This window comes from Collinsella sp. TF08-11AT (assembly GCF_003437035.1).
Classification (GTDB): Bacteria; Actinomycetota; Coriobacteriia; order Coriobacteriales; family Coriobacteriaceae; genus Collinsella.
The window spans coordinates 304616-320138 of the sequence record NZ_QSRL01000001.1 but is presented as its reverse complement, the minus strand read 5'-3'; the positions used below and the strand labels follow the sequence as shown (position 1 = coordinate 320138).

At 61.3% G+C, this 15523-nt stretch carries 12 protein-coding genes; 11 read left to right on the top strand and 1 reads right to left on the bottom strand.

Annotated features, from left to right (window positions below; genetic code table 11):
* Window positions 1-104 precede the first annotated feature (104 nt).
* The 3 genes from DXC79_RS01305 to DXC79_RS01295 all read left to right on the top strand — a co-directional run bounded on the left by DXC79_RS01305 (window position 105) and on the right by DXC79_RS01295 (window position 4916).
* Entirely contained in the window at window positions 105-818 is a 714-nt protein-coding gene (locus tag DXC79_RS01305) for an ABC transporter ATP-binding protein (RefSeq protein ID WP_117634584.1), read from the top strand.
* A gap of 8 nt (window positions 819-826) precedes the next feature.
* A complete protein-coding gene (locus DXC79_RS01300) occupies window positions 827-3493 on the top strand; it encodes an ABC transporter permease (RefSeq protein ID WP_117634582.1) in 2667 nt (888 codons plus the stop codon).
* Window positions 3494-3710: 217 nt separating this feature from the next.
* On the top strand, window positions 3711-4916 hold the full coding sequence (locus DXC79_RS01295; protein WP_117634581.1) for a DUF362 domain-containing protein: 1206 nt from the start codon (window positions 3711-3713) through the stop codon (window positions 4914-4916).
* A 131-nt stretch (window positions 4917-5047) separates the two neighbouring features.
* On the opposite strand, the gene DXC79_RS01290 is transcribed toward DXC79_RS01295, so the two are convergent.
* Window positions 5048-6013, bottom strand: a complete 966-nt coding sequence (locus DXC79_RS01290) for an alpha/beta hydrolase (RefSeq protein ID WP_117634579.1) — start codon at window positions 6011-6013, stop codon at window positions 5048-5050.
* Window positions 6014-6199: 186 nt separating this feature from the next.
* On the opposite strand from DXC79_RS01290, the gene DXC79_RS01285 reads away from it, so the two are divergent.
* From DXC79_RS01285 to DXC79_RS01250, 8 genes are all read left to right on the top strand, one after another.
* Window positions 6200-6883, top strand: a complete 684-nt coding sequence (locus tag DXC79_RS01285) for a hemolysin III family protein (protein WP_187361909.1) — start codon at window positions 6200-6202, stop codon at window positions 6881-6883.
* Between the two features lie 108 nt (window positions 6884-6991).
* Window positions 6992-8365: a hemolysin family protein gene (locus tag DXC79_RS01280; RefSeq protein WP_117634577.1), complete on the top strand. Its 1374-nt coding sequence runs from the start codon at window positions 6992-6994 to the stop codon at window positions 8363-8365.
* Between the two features lie 24 nt (window positions 8366-8389).
* Window positions 8390-9223 carry a hypothetical protein gene (locus tag DXC79_RS10140; protein ID WP_222847415.1) on the top strand — a complete coding sequence of 278 codons (834 nt, stop codon included), beginning with the start codon at window positions 8390-8392 and terminating at the stop codon, window positions 9221-9223.
* A 136-nt stretch (window positions 9224-9359) separates the two neighbouring features.
* Window positions 9360-9749, top strand: a complete 390-nt coding sequence (locus DXC79_RS01270) for a YtxH domain-containing protein (RefSeq protein ID WP_099432470.1) — start codon at window positions 9360-9362, stop codon at window positions 9747-9749.
* Complete coding sequence (locus DXC79_RS01265) at window positions 9749-10504, top strand: PRC-barrel domain containing protein (protein WP_117634575.1); 756 nt, start codon at window positions 9749-9751, stop codon at window positions 10502-10504. Before DXC79_RS01270 ends, DXC79_RS01265 begins: the two co-directional genes overlap by 1 nt.
* Window positions 10505-10576: 72 nt before the next feature.
* Window positions 10577-11983, top strand: coding sequence for a polysaccharide deacetylase family protein (locus DXC79_RS01260; RefSeq protein ID WP_233502635.1), 1407 nt, complete (start codon window positions 10577-10579; stop codon window positions 11981-11983).
* A gap of 328 nt (window positions 11984-12311) precedes the next feature.
* Entirely contained in the window at window positions 12312-14156 is a 1845-nt protein-coding gene (locus DXC79_RS01255) for a magnesium transporter (protein ID WP_117634573.1), read from the top strand.
* A 74-nt stretch (window positions 14157-14230) separates the two neighbouring features.
* Complete coding sequence (locus tag DXC79_RS01250; protein WP_055252163.1) at window positions 14231-15427, top strand: Nramp family divalent metal transporter; 1197 nt, start codon at window positions 14231-14233, stop codon at window positions 15425-15427.
* The last annotated feature ends 96 nt before the right edge of the window (window positions 15428-15523 follow it).

Here is a 15523-nt window from a genome sequence, read left to right as displayed (position 1 = left end):
CAATGAGTAGGTTGGAAAAAAGCCGCGCACGTCGCTTAAAAATAGTTCGCCCGGGTTTACTATTAGCCTAGAAAAGTAGCAGAAGGCTAACAACGGGGGATAGCATGGCGACAAAGCGTGCCTACGTCCAGGTCAACGGACTCAAGAAACACTACGGCGACGGCGATGCGCGCCTGACGGTACTCGACGGCATCGACACGTCCATCAACCGCGGCGAGATCTGCGTCATGCTGGGGCCCTCGGGCTCGGGCAAGTCGACCTTTCTCAACCTGATCGGCGGCCTGGAGGATGCCGACGGCGGCTCCATCATGGTGGACGGCTGCGACCTCACCGTGCTCAAGCCTGCCGATCTGGGCGAATACCGACGCCGCGAGCTGGGCTTTGTCTTCCAGTTCTACAACCTGGTGCCCGATCTCACCATCAAGGAGAACATCGAGGTCACGGCGCACCTGTCCAAAAACCCGCTCAATGTCGACGACCTGCTGCGTTCGCTGGGCCTCTACGAACACCGCAACAAGTTCCCGCGCCAGGTCTCGGGCGGCCAGCAGCAGCGCTGCGCCATCGGCCGTGCACTCGTCAAAAATCCGGGCCTGCTGCTGTGCGACGAGCCCACCGGCGCGCTCGACTACAAGACGTCCAAGGAAATTCTGCAGCTCATGGAGGACGTCAACCGCACTTACGGCTGCACCATCATCATCGTCACCCACAACACCGCCATCGCGCGCATGGCCAATCGCGTGTTGCGCCTGCGCGACGGGCGCATCGTCGAGGATGGGCTCAACGAGTCGCCCGTCTCGGCCGCCGAGCTCGATTGGTAGGCGGCGCCATGACACCTCTCGCAAAACGTCTCCCGCGCGAGCTGCGCCGCAATATCGGCAAGTACCTGGGCATCTTTTTGCTTATGTGCGGAAGCATCGCCCTTACCTCGGGCTTTTTGCTCGCGGCGCATTCCATCGGTTGCCTCATTGACGACATGCGCGATGCGTACACGATCGAGGACGGCCGCGTGACCACCTCCTTCGAGGCCACCAAAGACCAGCTCAAGGCTGCCGAGGACGCGGCGGAGGGCGTCGGCGGCGTTACGCTCTACAAGAACTTCTCTATCGACGCCATCATCAAAAAGGCGGCTGGCGACGACGGCACCAAGCGGACCCTGCGCACCTATGCGCACCGCGCTAAGGTGGACATTGCGTCCTACTGTGAGGGCAAGGAACCCAAGGCGGACGACGAGGTGGCCATCGACCGCGTCTTTGCCACCAATAACGACCTCGCCATCGGCGATAAGGTCGAGCTCGAGGGGCGCACCTATACCATCTGCGGGATCATGACGCAGCCCGATAGCCAGGCGTTGTTCCTCGACAATTCGGACTTTACGGTGAACACCATCACGTATGGCGTAGCCGAGGTCACCGACGCCGGTTTTGTTGCGCTCGAGGCTGCCGGCGGCGCACCCGCCTATACGTACTCCTTTACCTTTAACGACCGCGATCTCCCCACCGCGGATCGCATCGATGCGGAGCAGGATATGGTCGAGGCGCTGACCGATGCCGATGCGCGCGTGGACGATCTGATCGATGCCGATTCCAATCAGGGCATTGGCTATGCGCGCGACGACGTGGACGGCGACGCCATGATGTGGATGACGTTGCTCGACATCATCATCGTGATCATGGCATTTGTCTTTGTGGTGCTCACCGACGCCACCATCGAGGAGGAGAGCGCCATCATCGGCACGCTGCTCGCCAGCGGCTATCGCCGCCGCGAGATCGTGCTGCACTACCTCGCGCTTCCCGCCATCGTGGGCGTGCTCGCGGCACTTTTGGGCACCGCGCTCGGCGTTGCGTTCTTTACCGAGCCCATGCGCGGTCTCTATTACGGTTCGTACAGCCTGCCGCCCTTCCAGGTGTACTGGAGCTGGGAGATCTTTGTGAAGTGCGCCGTGGTTCCCGCCGCCGCGCTCATCCTTATCACGCTGGTGGGCCTGCTTCGCAAGATGGGCAAGACGCCGCTGCAGTTCCTTCGCCACGAGGCGAGCGGCAAATCGGGCACCAAGCGTGGCCTGCAGCTGCCGGAGCGCATGGGCTTTGTTTCCCGCTTCCGCCTGCGCATCTTCCTGCGCAACCTAGGCAACTTCGCCACGCTCTTCGTGGGCATCGCGTTTGGGTCGCTGCTTTTGCTCTTTGGTCTGGCGATCCTGCCCACGATGACGCACTATGCGGACAACCTCGAGACGAGCCTGGTCGCCGAGCATCAGTACACACTCAAGGCGCCGCTGGAGCTCGAGGGCACTGCCGAGGAGCGCGAGCAGTGGTCGGCACTCGAGCACTTGCAGTCGGTTGACGGCGCGCTGCTTTCTGCCGCCCAGGATGCCGATGACGAGCTTGACGGCGCGGCCGATGCGGCGCAGACGGCAGCCGATGCCGCGACCGCATCTCCGTCTGCCGAGAGCCTGACCGCAGCGCAGGATGCGCTTGCCAAGGTCCAGGACAAGAAGGATGCGCTCTACGCGCGCCTTGACGATCTTGCCGATGCCCTTGGCTGCGACCGCGACGAGGCTATCGACCTGATCGACAAGGCCTCTAAGATCGACACTGACAACGACGATATCCACCCGGTCAATACGACCGACAACGGCGCGGGCGCAATCGCGCAGGCCGAGAAATATGCCGTTTACCAGCTGCAGTACGACCGTGGCGACGGTAATGGCGAGGAGACGATTTCTGTCTACGGCATCTCGTCCGATTCGCGCTACTGGAAGGGCCTCAACATCGGCGATGGCCGCGTCGTCTTTGGCGGCGGTCTGCTCGATAAGTTTGGCTGGAGCGAGGGCCAGAAGGTCACGCTCAGCGACAAGTACGAGGGTGAGCATTATTCCTTTGAGTACGCGGGCAAGGACTGTGCCTGGGGCTCCAAGTCGGACATGAACATCTATATGAGTATCGACGACTTTAACGAGCTGTTCGACAACGACGCCGCCTACTTTAACGGCTATGTGAGCGACGAGAAGCTCGACCTCGACGCGCGCTACTTTGCCGGCGACACCACGCCCGACGACATGCGCGCCGTGGGTGACCAGTTCATCGGCATGATGAGCAAAATGATCGGCATGATGGTCGGGCTCGCGGTGTTTATCTTCCTGCTGTTTATGTACCTGCTGACCAAAGCGGTGATCGACCACAGCGCCCGTTCGATCAGCTACATGAAAGTCTTTGGCTATCGCGATAGTGAGATCTCGCATCTGTACATCCGCTCGATCACGCTGTGCGTGGCGGCGTCGCTCGTGCTGAGCCTGCCGGTCATTATTGGCTCGCTCACGGCCATCTTCCGCTCGATGCTGCTCGCCTACAACGGCAATATCGAGATCTACGTGCCCGCTTGGTCCATGGCTGCATGCGTCGGCATTGGCTTTGCGACCTACCTGGTCGTGGCGCTGCTGCACACGCGCTCTATCAAGCGCGTCAGCCTAGCCGAGGCCCTCAAGGTGCAAGAGTAGTCATCGGGGACGTTCTTAAATGACTGGTCATCGGGGACAGTCTTTGACGATTCGCCGGCTCGCTGGCCGGGCTGGCAAGGACTGTCCCTGGCGGTACTCATTTAAGTCTGTCCCCAATGAGTGCCTAACGACTCGGCGTTGCGCTTGACTTCGACCCTACTTTAACGGGTACCATCCTCTATGTCTGTAACGCCATATAGACCGAGGGGATAGATCTATGACCGCAACTGCACCCGCAGCACCCGCTAAGGTGTACTTCACCAACCTGCGCACGCATGCTCGCGAGAGCCAGCTCGACAAGCTCAAGCGTCTCATCCGTCGCGCCGGTATTGAGCAGATTGACTTCGAGAACAAGTTCGTCGCTATCAAGATTCACTTTGGCGAGCTGGGCAATCTGAGCTTTTTGCGCCCCAACTACGCCCGCGCCGTCGCGGATGTCGTCAAGGAGCTGGGCGGCAAGCCCTTCCTCACCGACTGCAACACGCTTTATGTCGGCAGCCGCAAAAACGCGCTCGAGCACATCGACACCGCCTACCAGAACGGCTTTACCCCGTATGCCACGGGTTGCCAGATCATCATCGCCGACGGCCTCAAGGGTACCGACGAGGCACTCGTCCCGGTCGAGGGTGGTGAGTATGTGCGCGAGGCAAAGATCGGCCAGGCACTCATGGATGCCGACATCGTGATCAGCCTTACGCACTTTAAGGGTCATGAGCAGGCGGGCTTTGGCGGCGCCATGAAGAACCTGGGTATGGGTGGCGGCAGCCGTGCCGGCAAGATGGAGCAGCATGCCGCCGGCAAGCCGAGCGTCGATACCACCAACTGCGTAGGTTGCCGTGCCTGCGAGAAGATTTGCGCGCACGGCGCCATCACGTTTGACGGTACGCATGAGCGCGAGCTTGCCAACGGCAGCACCCGCACGGTTCACGTGGCTGCCATCGACCACGATCGCTGCGTGGGCTGCGGCCGCTGTATCGGCGTGTGCAACCAGGACGCCATCAAGCCCGGCTATGACGCCGCGGCCGACGTGCTCAACTGTAAGATCGCCGAGTACACCAAGGCCGTTGTCGACGGCCGCCCGAGCTTCCATATCTCGCTTGCCATGGATATCAGCCCCAATTGCGATTGCCATGCCGAGAACGACACGCCCATCGTCAACGACATCGGCATGTTTGCGAGCTTCGACCCGGTCGCCATCGACCAGGCCTGCGCCGACGCCGTCCTGGCGTCCGAGCCGCTGCCTAACACCGAGCTTACCGACAGCGCGGCCAAGATGGAGCATAATCACGAGCATCTGGAGGGCGAGCAGGCCAAGGATCCCTTCTGCATCACGCATCCCGACACCGACTGGCGCGCGTGCATCGCGCATGCCGAGAAGATCGGCCTGGGCACGAGCAAGTACGAGCTCATCGAGGTCAAATAGCGCCTAGCTATTGGACATATCAAGCGCTTTTGTAGCGCAACGTTAGTAAAAACCGCCCGTGAGCACAGCGCCCACGGGCGGCTTTTTGGAAGTGCTAGGGGCCAGATAGACCAGTAAACCGTACTATTTGCTTAAAAATTCTTGTCGAGGAAGTCGTCGACCGTGTTCCAGTAGAGCTCGGGGTCAACTTGCGCGCTCTTGGCGTGGGTGGCGCCGTGGATAGTGAGCTTCTGTTTAACCTTGCTGGCACACGCGTCGTAGTTTTGGTCGAGCATGTCGTACGGCACAAAGGTGTCCTGGTCGCCGTGGATAAACAGCATGGGAACCGTCGCGTGTTCGAGTTGGTCCACACTGCTCGCCTTATGAAAGTCGTAGCCTGCGCGCACGTTGCACACTAAGTTTGCTACATCGAGCAAGGGAAAGCTGGGCAGGCCGAACACGTCCTTGAGCTGCAGGGAAAACTCGTCCCAAACGCTTGTATAGCCGCAGTCCTCGATAATGCATTTCACATTTGCGGGCAGAGATTCCCCCGCTACGTTCATGGCAGTCGCCGCGCCCATCGACTCGCCAAAGACCAGGATGCGCGCCTTGGGATCGGCCGCAACGATCCGTCCGATCCACGCGACGACATCGAGTCGCTCGGGCCAGCCCATGCCAATGTAGTCACCGCCGGAGCGCTCGTGGGCGCGGGCGGCAGGTGCGAGCACGTTCATGCCGCGGTCGTGGAATCGCTTGACGTATCGGGCCATACCGATGGGCTCGTTGGTATATCCATGCAGGCAGACGGCGTAATCGTGGGTGTTCTCCGAGGCGGCAAAATACCAAGCGGAGAGCTCGGTTCCGTCATCTGCGGTGAGGCTGCTGCTCTCGCGATTCTTTTTAAACCATGCCCGTGCCTCGGTGTCCTCGGCATCCGGCTGCTCACTTTCTTTGTCGTCCTTGCCGTCCTGCATCATCTTCATGGTGTATGGCGCGCGGGGATTCAGCGCGAAGTCAAACAGAAAGTTGCCGGCAAATCCGAGCAGCACAATGACAACCACCAGTGCAACGATGCCTGCTATCTTGAGCTTTCGATGGGGGTGTGCGTTTTGAGCCATGCGGTATTCTCCTATAAGATGTTAATACATCAACATTTAATGCAAGCGCATTATGGATGTTCGCCGTTGATGCGTCAACAAGCAAAGAATGGGTAAACAAAGGGTCACGTAAGGTGCAAATTTCGCACGTACCCAGACGCTTTGATATAGTGTTGAGAACTCTTTACATTGGAGGATGTAACCGGCATGTCCGATTCGAGCGACAGTTCTAAGCCGCGACCCAAGACCGCGGCCGTTCCACACTACACGGTGGGTGAGGAGATCATGAACTCCGTCACCCATGGTGTCGGCTGCCTGCTGGGTATCGCGGGCCTGGTGCTCCTGATCGTATTCGCCGCCCTGCGCGGCGGAGGCTCGGCCCACATGGCCGCGGCAATTGTCTATGGCGTCAGCATTATTCTCGAATACCTAGCCTCCACGCTCTACCACGCGATTCAGCCCGCGCGCGCCAAGCGCGTGTTTCGCATCATCGACCACAGCTGCATCTACCTGCTCATTGCCGGCAGCTATACCCCGTTTTGCCTCATCACGCTCGCAAACGACGGCGGCCCTGCGCTGTTCTTTGCCGTATGGGCCATCGCCATTATCGGCATCGCCCTCGAGTGCTTTATGCGCGAACGTCAACCGCACTGGGTAAGTGGCCTGGTCTACTTGCTGATGGGCTGGCTCGTTGTCTTTAAGCTGCCCGTACTTGTGGCACTGCTCAACCCCGTGGCACTTGCCCTGCTCGCCGTCGGCGGCGTGTGCTACACCGCAGGCGTGCCGTTCTATATCGCCAAAAACGTGCGCTATCTGCACAGTATTTTCCACTTGTGGGTGCTCGCCGGCAGCATCTTCCAGTTCATGGCGGTGATTCTCTTCGTAATCTAGCGACCGCGCCCATGCCCTCGCTCCCACGGGCGACCGGCGCAATTGCCCTATCCGTCACCTACGCTTACTACCCAACGTCCCGAATCTTGGAGGTTCGAGAAACTCCCGATGGACATAACCATCTCCCTTATTACCACGCTTGTCCTGACGCTTATCAACGGCTACTTCTCCATGTCCGAGATGGCTCTCACCACGGCCAAGCGCGCCGTGTTGGAACACGATGCCGAGGAGGGCGACAAGCGCGCCGAGCGCGCCGTCCAGCTCGCCGCCGACTCCGATCAGCTGTTGGCTACCATCCAGGTCGCCATCACGCTCGTGGGCTTCGCCTCGTCCGCCGTTGCCTCGACGAGCCTGTCCGACCCGCTCGCCACGTGGCTCATGAGCTTTGGCATCGCGCCGCTCTCCGCCATCGCGCGCGGCCTGGCGCCGGTCATCATCACCGTCGCGGTCGCCTTCGTGTCCATCGTGATCGGCGAGCTCGTCCCCAAGCGCATCGGCCTGGCCAATGCCGAGGGCGTATCCAAGCAGGTCGTGGGACCGCTTTCCGTGTTCCAAAAGATCGCCCGTCCGCTCGTGTGGCTGACTGGCGCTTGCTCCGATGGCCTGGCCCGCATTCTGCGCATCAAGAGTGCCGACGACCGTCAGAACGTCTCGGAAGAAGAGATCAAGTACATGGTCTCGGAGCAGGACGACCTGCTCGACGAGGAAAAGCGTATGATCCACGAGATCTTCGACCTGGGCGACACCGTTGCCCGCGAGGTCATGGTGCCGCGCGTGGACACCACCATGTGCGAGGACGACGAGACGGTCGCCGACGTGTTGTCCACCATGCGCCAGACCGGCTTCAGCCGCATCCCCGTCTATCACGAGGACCCCGACAACGTCGCGGGCATCGCGCACATCAAGGACCTGATCCAGCCCGCGCTCGACGGCAAGGGCGACCAGCCCATCGCCGATTACCTGCGCGACGCCACCTTTGTGCCCGACACCAAGGACATCCTGCCGCTGCTGTCCGAGATGCAGACCTCGCACGACCAGATCGTGGTGGTCGTGGACGAGTACGGCGGCACGGCCGGCATCATCACCATCGAGGATATCGTCGAGGAGATCGTCGGCGAGATCGAGGACGAGTTCGACCCCGACAACAAGTACCTCACGCGCCTTTCGCGCCGCGAGTGGCTCGTCGATGGGCGTTTTTCGTGCGATGACGCGATTGAGCTTGGTTGGCCGCTCGAGGAAAGCGATGATTATGAGACCATCGCCGGCTGGATTTTGGAGCTTTGTGACTCGGTGCCCGACATCGGAGAGGTGTTTGAGGTCGCGGGGTACAAGTTTAAAGTGCAGTCGATGCGTGGCCAGCGCATCTCGCTCATTCGCGTGATCGCTCCGGCCGAAACCGATAAGAAGGATTCCGAGTCTTCGGTAAACGAGCCGACGACGTCGGGTGCGGGTTCCGCGAATCCGCACGACGGCGACGAGTAGGGCAAGGAAGAGTAGGGGAGAGTTATGGCAGGCCTGTTCAACATCCTTAAGGTCACCGTCAGCGAGGACAAGATCTGCGCGCATGTGCTGGTGAACCCCGGCATGCCGCTCATGACCTCGGAGGACATCGAGGCCACGGCGCGCGTGTACTACCTGGTACCGGCGATTGCCAAGCACCTGTGCCTGGGTGATTCCGGCCGCGAGTTCCAGGACTGCATGGGTCAGACCGAGCTCTGCCACCTGCTGGAGCACGTGACGGTCGAGCTCATGAACGAGACCGGTCTTGCCGGTAGCATCTCGTGCGGCCGCACGCGCGTAAGCGAGCATGACGAGCGTGTCTTTGAGGTCGAGCTTTCGTGCCCCGACGACGCACTGGCCATCGGTGCGCTGTCGTCGGCCACCTTTATGATGGACTGGGCGTACCTGCACGCCGACCAGCCTGCCCCCGACGTGGAAGGCACGGTCGCGGGCCTGCGCAACCTGGTGCTGGGCATGCGCGCCGAGGCCGAGGGCAAGGATCCTCACGAGGCCGTCGCCGCTGCGAACGGCGAAGATGCTGCCGAGGACGAGGGCGCTGACGAGGGCGATGTGCCGGTCGACGCCGAGCCCGTTGCCGATGCGACCGCCGAGCCCGTTCCCACCGAGCCCCAGGGCGTCCCCAACTTTGACGACGAGCCCCAGGTGGCGATTGATACCGAGGGCGCGGTTGCCGAGAGCCACGAGGCCTCCGCTGCCGTCTTTGGCGGTGCGGCGACGGTTCCGGCAGGACCTGCGCATGAGGGCGGCCTGCCGCTCGTGGACGGCGCCGGCGAGGACCCGGGTGCCACGGTGGCCATGCCGGCTATGCCTCAGGAGTAGGCCTACGCGTTTATCACCATCACGTACCTGCACCTTTGCCGTACGCAGATGAGCGGAGCGGCAAGTGATGCGCTGCGGGTATAATGGACAGCATTCAAACGGTGGGCACCGACGTGCCCGCAGGAGAGGAATGATCATGGGTAAGACTTTCAGCTTTGTCTCTGGCGCACTTTTTGGTGCCGCTGCCGGCGCTATTATCGGTGTTGCTCTGGCCCCGCGCTCGGGCGCCGAGACCCGCGCCATGGCTGCCGATATCGCCAACGACGCCTGGGACAATATGCGCGACACCTACGAGCACAGCGCCGAGGAGGCCCGTGCTGCGGTGAATGACTTTGGCCCGATGGTCGACGCCAAGACCGACGACCTGCGCGCCAAGGTCGACCTGGCCCGCGAGCGCATGGACCAGCTGCGCGAGCAGCTCAACGACGCCATTTCGGGTGGCAACGTGACGCCTGCCGCCGACGTCGTGGTCGAGAACGCCGTCGAGGCTGATACCGAGGCTGCGGAGCCCTCGACCGAGGCATAATGCGCGCCGGGGATTTTGTCGGCGCCAAGATCTATCGCAAGCCTACCGAGGACAAGCGCACCAAAAAGGACGGCACGCCGCGCAGCCCTAAAAAGCTCGGAAAGATTCACTTTCCGGTCTTTACCCCGGGCGGTACGCGCGTGGTCGGCTTTATGGTCCGCCAGTCCGATATCGCGGGCATGATCGAGCGTCCCGATCGATTCGTAGCGCTCGACGCCATTGGTGTCTACGAGGGCGCCATTGCGGTCGATGACGTCAAGGACACGTACGATGCCGCCGCCGCCAAGCGCCTCGACATCAACCTGGACGATTGCATCATCTGGGTCGGTATGGACGTGCGCACGGAATCGGGCGACGTCGTGGGCTATTGCTCGGACGTCGAGTTCAAGCCGCGCTCGGGCATCGTGCAGGCATTCTATGTGACCGCCGGTGCTGCTTCGAGTGTTTTGGTTGGTGACACGCAGGTGCCGCCGACGATGCTGCGCGGCTACGAGAACGGCGCGATGATTGTCTCGGACGAGGTCAAGGCGCTCGGGTATTCGGGCGGCGCGGCCGCCAAGGCTGCCGAGGCCAGTGTCGTGGTGGGCGATAAGGTCAAGAAGGGCGCCAAGGTGCTCGATGACAAGGGATCGGTTGCCGTGGACAAGGGCAGTCGCGCACTGGGCAAGCAGCTCGGCAAGACGCGCGGCATGTTCAAGGCCTTTAAGGACGAATACCAAAAGGCGAGCGGAGGCTCGTCAAAAGCTACAAAATAGCGACGTACCAAATGATGGGAGGCAAGCCGGAGACCTGTTGCTCCGGCTTGCTGTGTTTATGGGGGAGGGCACATGCGCCAAAACGGATCCAACTTAAACGGGCGTTCGGGTGCGCGTCCGACGGCGCGCCGCGACCTGGGGCAGCTGCCCAGCGGTCAGCGCCGTCGCCGCCGTAAGCCCGGCGCGATGTACCTCAACCATAGCCGCGGGTTTAGCGACCGCAGCGCGCGCATCGGCAACGGGCGCTCGCCGCGCCGACCGTCCCGTCTGCCCTATGCGCTCATTGCCGTGGGCTGTGCGCTCGTGCTGTTTATCGCTGCCGTCGTGGGCTACGTCAACCGCAGCGTGGACGTGGAACTTAACGGGCAAAAGACCGCGGTGCGCGTGGGCTCTACGCTGCAGAATCTCATCGACGACCAGGAGTTGACCGATACCTACGACGCAGGCGACCTGCTGGCCGTCGATGACAGCGTGCTCAAGCGCCATGGCGGCGAAAAGCTGTCGGTTAAGGTGGACGGCAAGCGCATAAAACAGGGCAAATGGGATAGCCGCGAACTTGAGGGCGGCGAGAAGGTGACGGTCAAGGATGGCCGTAACACCTACGAGAAGCACGAGGTTCAGGCTACGGTTATCGAGCCCAAGCTCAAGGTCGAGGGCACGGGCGCTATCGAGTATGTGCAGACGTGGGGTGTCCAGGGCCGCTCGGAGGTGTGGGTCGGCGAGCAATCGGGCAAGACGCAGGACCGCGGCGAGGTTGTGCCCGCCACCGATTGCGTCGTTGCGTGCGCCAGCGTGGCGCCCAAGGGCAACAAAAAGTACGTGGCGCTGACGTTTGACGAGGGTCCGAGCGGCGCCACCAAACAGATCTTGCAGGTGCTCAAGGAAAAGGGCGTTACCGCGACGTTCTTCCTTTCGGGCGATGCGGCCGAGGCCTCGCCTGCCACGGCCAAGGCGATTGTCGATGCCGGGTGCGAGATCGGATCCAACAGCTACAGCGACGATTCGCTCAAGGGTCAGGACCGTGAGACGGTACGCGAACAGATCACGAAAGGCACCGATGCGATTAAGTCGGCGACCGGCGTGAAGACGATGCTGCTGCGTGCTCCCTACGCTGCCTTTGACGAGCAAAACTGGATTGATGCGATGGACCTGGTCTCCGCCGTGGTCTCGTGGAATATTGACTCGGGCGACTGGCTGCTCAACGGTGCCGACGAGCAGGTCTCAACGGTGCTCGATTCGGTGACGCCGGGCAATATCGTGCTGCTCACCGATAGAGACGAATGCGCCGAGCAGACGCTCGAGGCGCTGCCGCAGATTATCGACGGTCTTGTCGCCGACGGATACAAGATCGTGACGCTCAGCGACCTGGTCAAGACGGACACATCGCTCAGCAAAAAGCTCACCTCGCTGACGAAGGTCACCATGCCCAAGGACGCCGTGTTCCCCCAACTTGCCGAGGACGATGACACCACAGAGTAGTCATTGGGTAGTCGTTTAAGAACGTCCCCAAGGGCTATGTCACGGATACGTCAGCGTTTGGTATGCCTGCAATGTGCAGCGCATAAATTCGATGCCGCAGGGCGATGCTGATGCTATAGTTACTGCGGTTAATGAGGGTCAAGAGAAAGGTTACAGGTGAAATCCAAACCTCGACCATACAGTCGATGACCCCATGCAGGTGCTTTTTGCGCATGCACGGGGTGTAAGCGTCGAGCGGCGTGCCGCCCGCGCATGCGTATACATATCCAGAAGCCCCCGGACGCCGCACGCGCGGCCGCGTCCGGAGGAATAATGATGGGGAGCACCATTGAATTATCTGAGTGAGATGCTCAAATTGCCGGTCTTGGACGTCGACGGCGAAAAGCTCGGCGTGGTCAACGATTTTGGCATTGCTACCGGCGAAGTTTTTCCGCACGTGACGTCGCTCGCGTTCCGCGGCCCCGGCAAGACGCCGTTTATGATCAGCTGGCGCAAATGGGTCGACCGTATCGACGAGACGGGCGTGTATCTCAACACGTCTGCCACCAATATTCGCTTCTCGTACCTGCAGCCGACCGAGCTCCTGCTGGCGCGCGACGTGCTCAATAAGCAGATCGTCGACACGCAGGGCATGAAGGTCGTGCGCGTCAACGACATCAAGTTTTCCATGTCGGGCGAAAACCAGCTGCGCCTGTTGGGTGCCGAGGTCGGTGCCCGCGGTCTGCTGCGCGCGATCAGCCCCGCACTCGAGCATATCGTCGAGGGCTTTATGAAGCACCTGGGCAAGCCGCTCAGCGAGGACATCATCGCTTGGTCCTACATGGACCTGCTCGACCGCTCGACTAAAAACATCCAACTCTCGGTGTCGCACAAGACGCTCGGCGAGCTGCACCCTGCCGACATCGCCGACATTATCGAGCAGCTCGACCCGCGCCTACGTGCGCAGGTGTTTGCGCAGCTCGATACCGCCCAGGCAGCCGAAGCTATCTCGGAGTTCGATGACGACGAGCTTATGACCGAGATGCTCGAGGGCCTGTCCGACACGGACGCATCGTCGATGCTGGCCATGATGGACCCGGACGACGCTGCCGACCTGATCGACGAGCTTGATTACGAGAAGGCCGAGAAGCTCCTGCGCCTGATGGGCGTCAAGGAGGAGAAGGCGATTCGTAACCTGCTGGGGTATGAGGACAACACCGCCGGCCGCATCATGACCTCGGAGTTTGTCTCCCTGCCCGCCACGGCAACGGTCGGTGACGCCATCGAGGCGATTCGCGAGCTCGACGAGGACTTCGAGAGCGTCTACTACGTCTATACCGAGGATCCGAGCGGCATGCTGACGGGCGTGCTTTCGCTGCGCACGCTGATCGTGGCCGACCGCGACGCCACGCTGGGCCAGCTCGCCTATCGCGATCTGGTCTACGTGTCGCCCGACGAGGACCAGGAAGACGTGACGGACGAGATGACCAAGTACGACCTGGTTGCCATCCCCGTCTGCGACGAGAACCGTCATATCCTGGGTATCGTGACCTTCGACGACGCCATGGACGTTATCGCCGAGGAGCATCAGGAGGACCTGCAGATCGCCGGTGTCGGCTCGGGCGATAGCGCGTCCGACGACTCGACGAACGTGCTCAGCTGGTTCGTGCATCGTCAGTACTGGGTTGTCGTGTGGGGCATCGCCTCGTGCATTATGGCGACGGTGCTGGGGACGGCGCTGGGCTCCGCGCATCTGGTGGTGTTCCCCATGTGCGCCATGCCGCTCGTGCTGCTGGCTGCCTCGCGCATGGTGTCGTTCGTCAAGAACTACTTCCTCGAGTACGACGGTCACGACGACGAGCCCAAACCGTACCTGGGATTCTTCTTCCAGAGCACGGGCATGGGTCTGATCCTTTCGCTTGTTACTTACCTGTGCGCGCAGCTGGTGCGCACCGCTGCGTTCCCCGATGCCTCTATGTTTGAGGAGCAGCTCTTTACCGGCTGCTTTAACATTGCCGCCATCATCTGCCTGGTGGGCAACATGAGCGCCGTGATTTACCTGATGGTGCTGTTCTGGCGCGACGAGCACGACCTTAACACGTCGGGTACCGCCATGAACGTTATCGCCGTCATGATCTCGTGTGTGGCGTACTGCATCGCCGCGGTGCTGCTCACCATGTCGGTCATGGGATAGGTGGTCGCGTGCAAAACACGAAGCAAAAGGCGAGCGCCAAGCAAAAGCTGACCATCGCCGCCATCTTTGGCGCTATGGGCCCCGGTCTGTTGGCGGCGCTTTCGGGTAATGACGCCGGCGGCATCGCCACGTATTCCAGCGCGGGCGCCAGCTATGGTTACAAGATGCTCTGGATGCTTCCCGTCATGACCGTGCTGCTCATCGTGACGCAGGAGACCGCGGCGCGCTGCGGATGCGTCACGGGTAAGGGCCTGGCGTCGCTCATTCGCGAGCGCTTTGGCGTGCGCAAGAGCGTGCTGGCCATGGCGGCGCTGTTGATCGCCAACACGGCCGTGACCATTTCGGAGTTTGCGGGTATCGCGAGCGGACTTGCCCTGTTTGGCGTGCCGGCGAGCATTTCGGTGCCGCTCGTGGCGCTGCTGGTGTGGATGCTTACCATGTCGGGCAGTTTCCAGCGCATCGAGAAGATTTTGCTGCTGGTAAGCTGCGTGTTCGTGACCTACATCGTCGCCGCGTTTATGGCCGGCCCCAACTGGGGCGAGGTCGCGGTCGACTTGGTCGTCCCCAATATTCAAAACGACCCCAGCTACGTGTCGCTCGTGGTCGCAACGATCGGTACCACCATCGCACCGTGGATGATCTTCTTGGCTCAGAACAACGTGGTCGATAAGAATGCGGGCGAGGACGACATCGTGCTGCAGCGTATTGATACCGTGAGCGGCTCGATTGCTGCTGATATCATTGCGGGCTTCATTATCATCACGACCGGTACGGTGCTGTTCCCGGCGGGTATTCAGATTAGCGATGCCGCCGATGCCGCCCGCGCGCTGGAGCCCATCGCGGGCCAGTGGTCCACGGTGTTGTTTGCCTCGGGCCTGGTCGCAGCGAGCTTTTTGGCTGCCTGCGTGCTGCCGGGCGTTACGTCGAGTGCCATCTGCGAGGCATTTGGTTGGGAACGAGGCGCCGATCGCAGCTGGGACGAGGCCCCGGTCTATCGCGGCATCATTACGGCCATCATCGGCATTTCTGCCGTGTTGGTGCTCATGCCCGGCGTCGATTTGTTCCAGATTATGATGACCTCGCAGGTCATCAACGGCGTGCTGCTGCCCGTAGTTTTGGTATTCCAGGTGGTTATCGCGGCGGATCGCCACATTATGGGGGCCAACCGCAACGGTCGCGTGTGGAACGTGCTCACGTGGGCGACTATCGGCGTGATTACGGTGCTGACGGTCGTCATGTTTGTGCTGCAAGCGATGGGCTACAGCGCGTAGCGCCTCTTTTGGGTTTCGAGCGGGCCGCGGCCATGGGCTGCGGCCTCTTTTTTGCCCGCTACAGGGGGTCAGTTATATAACGATGGGCAAAAAATG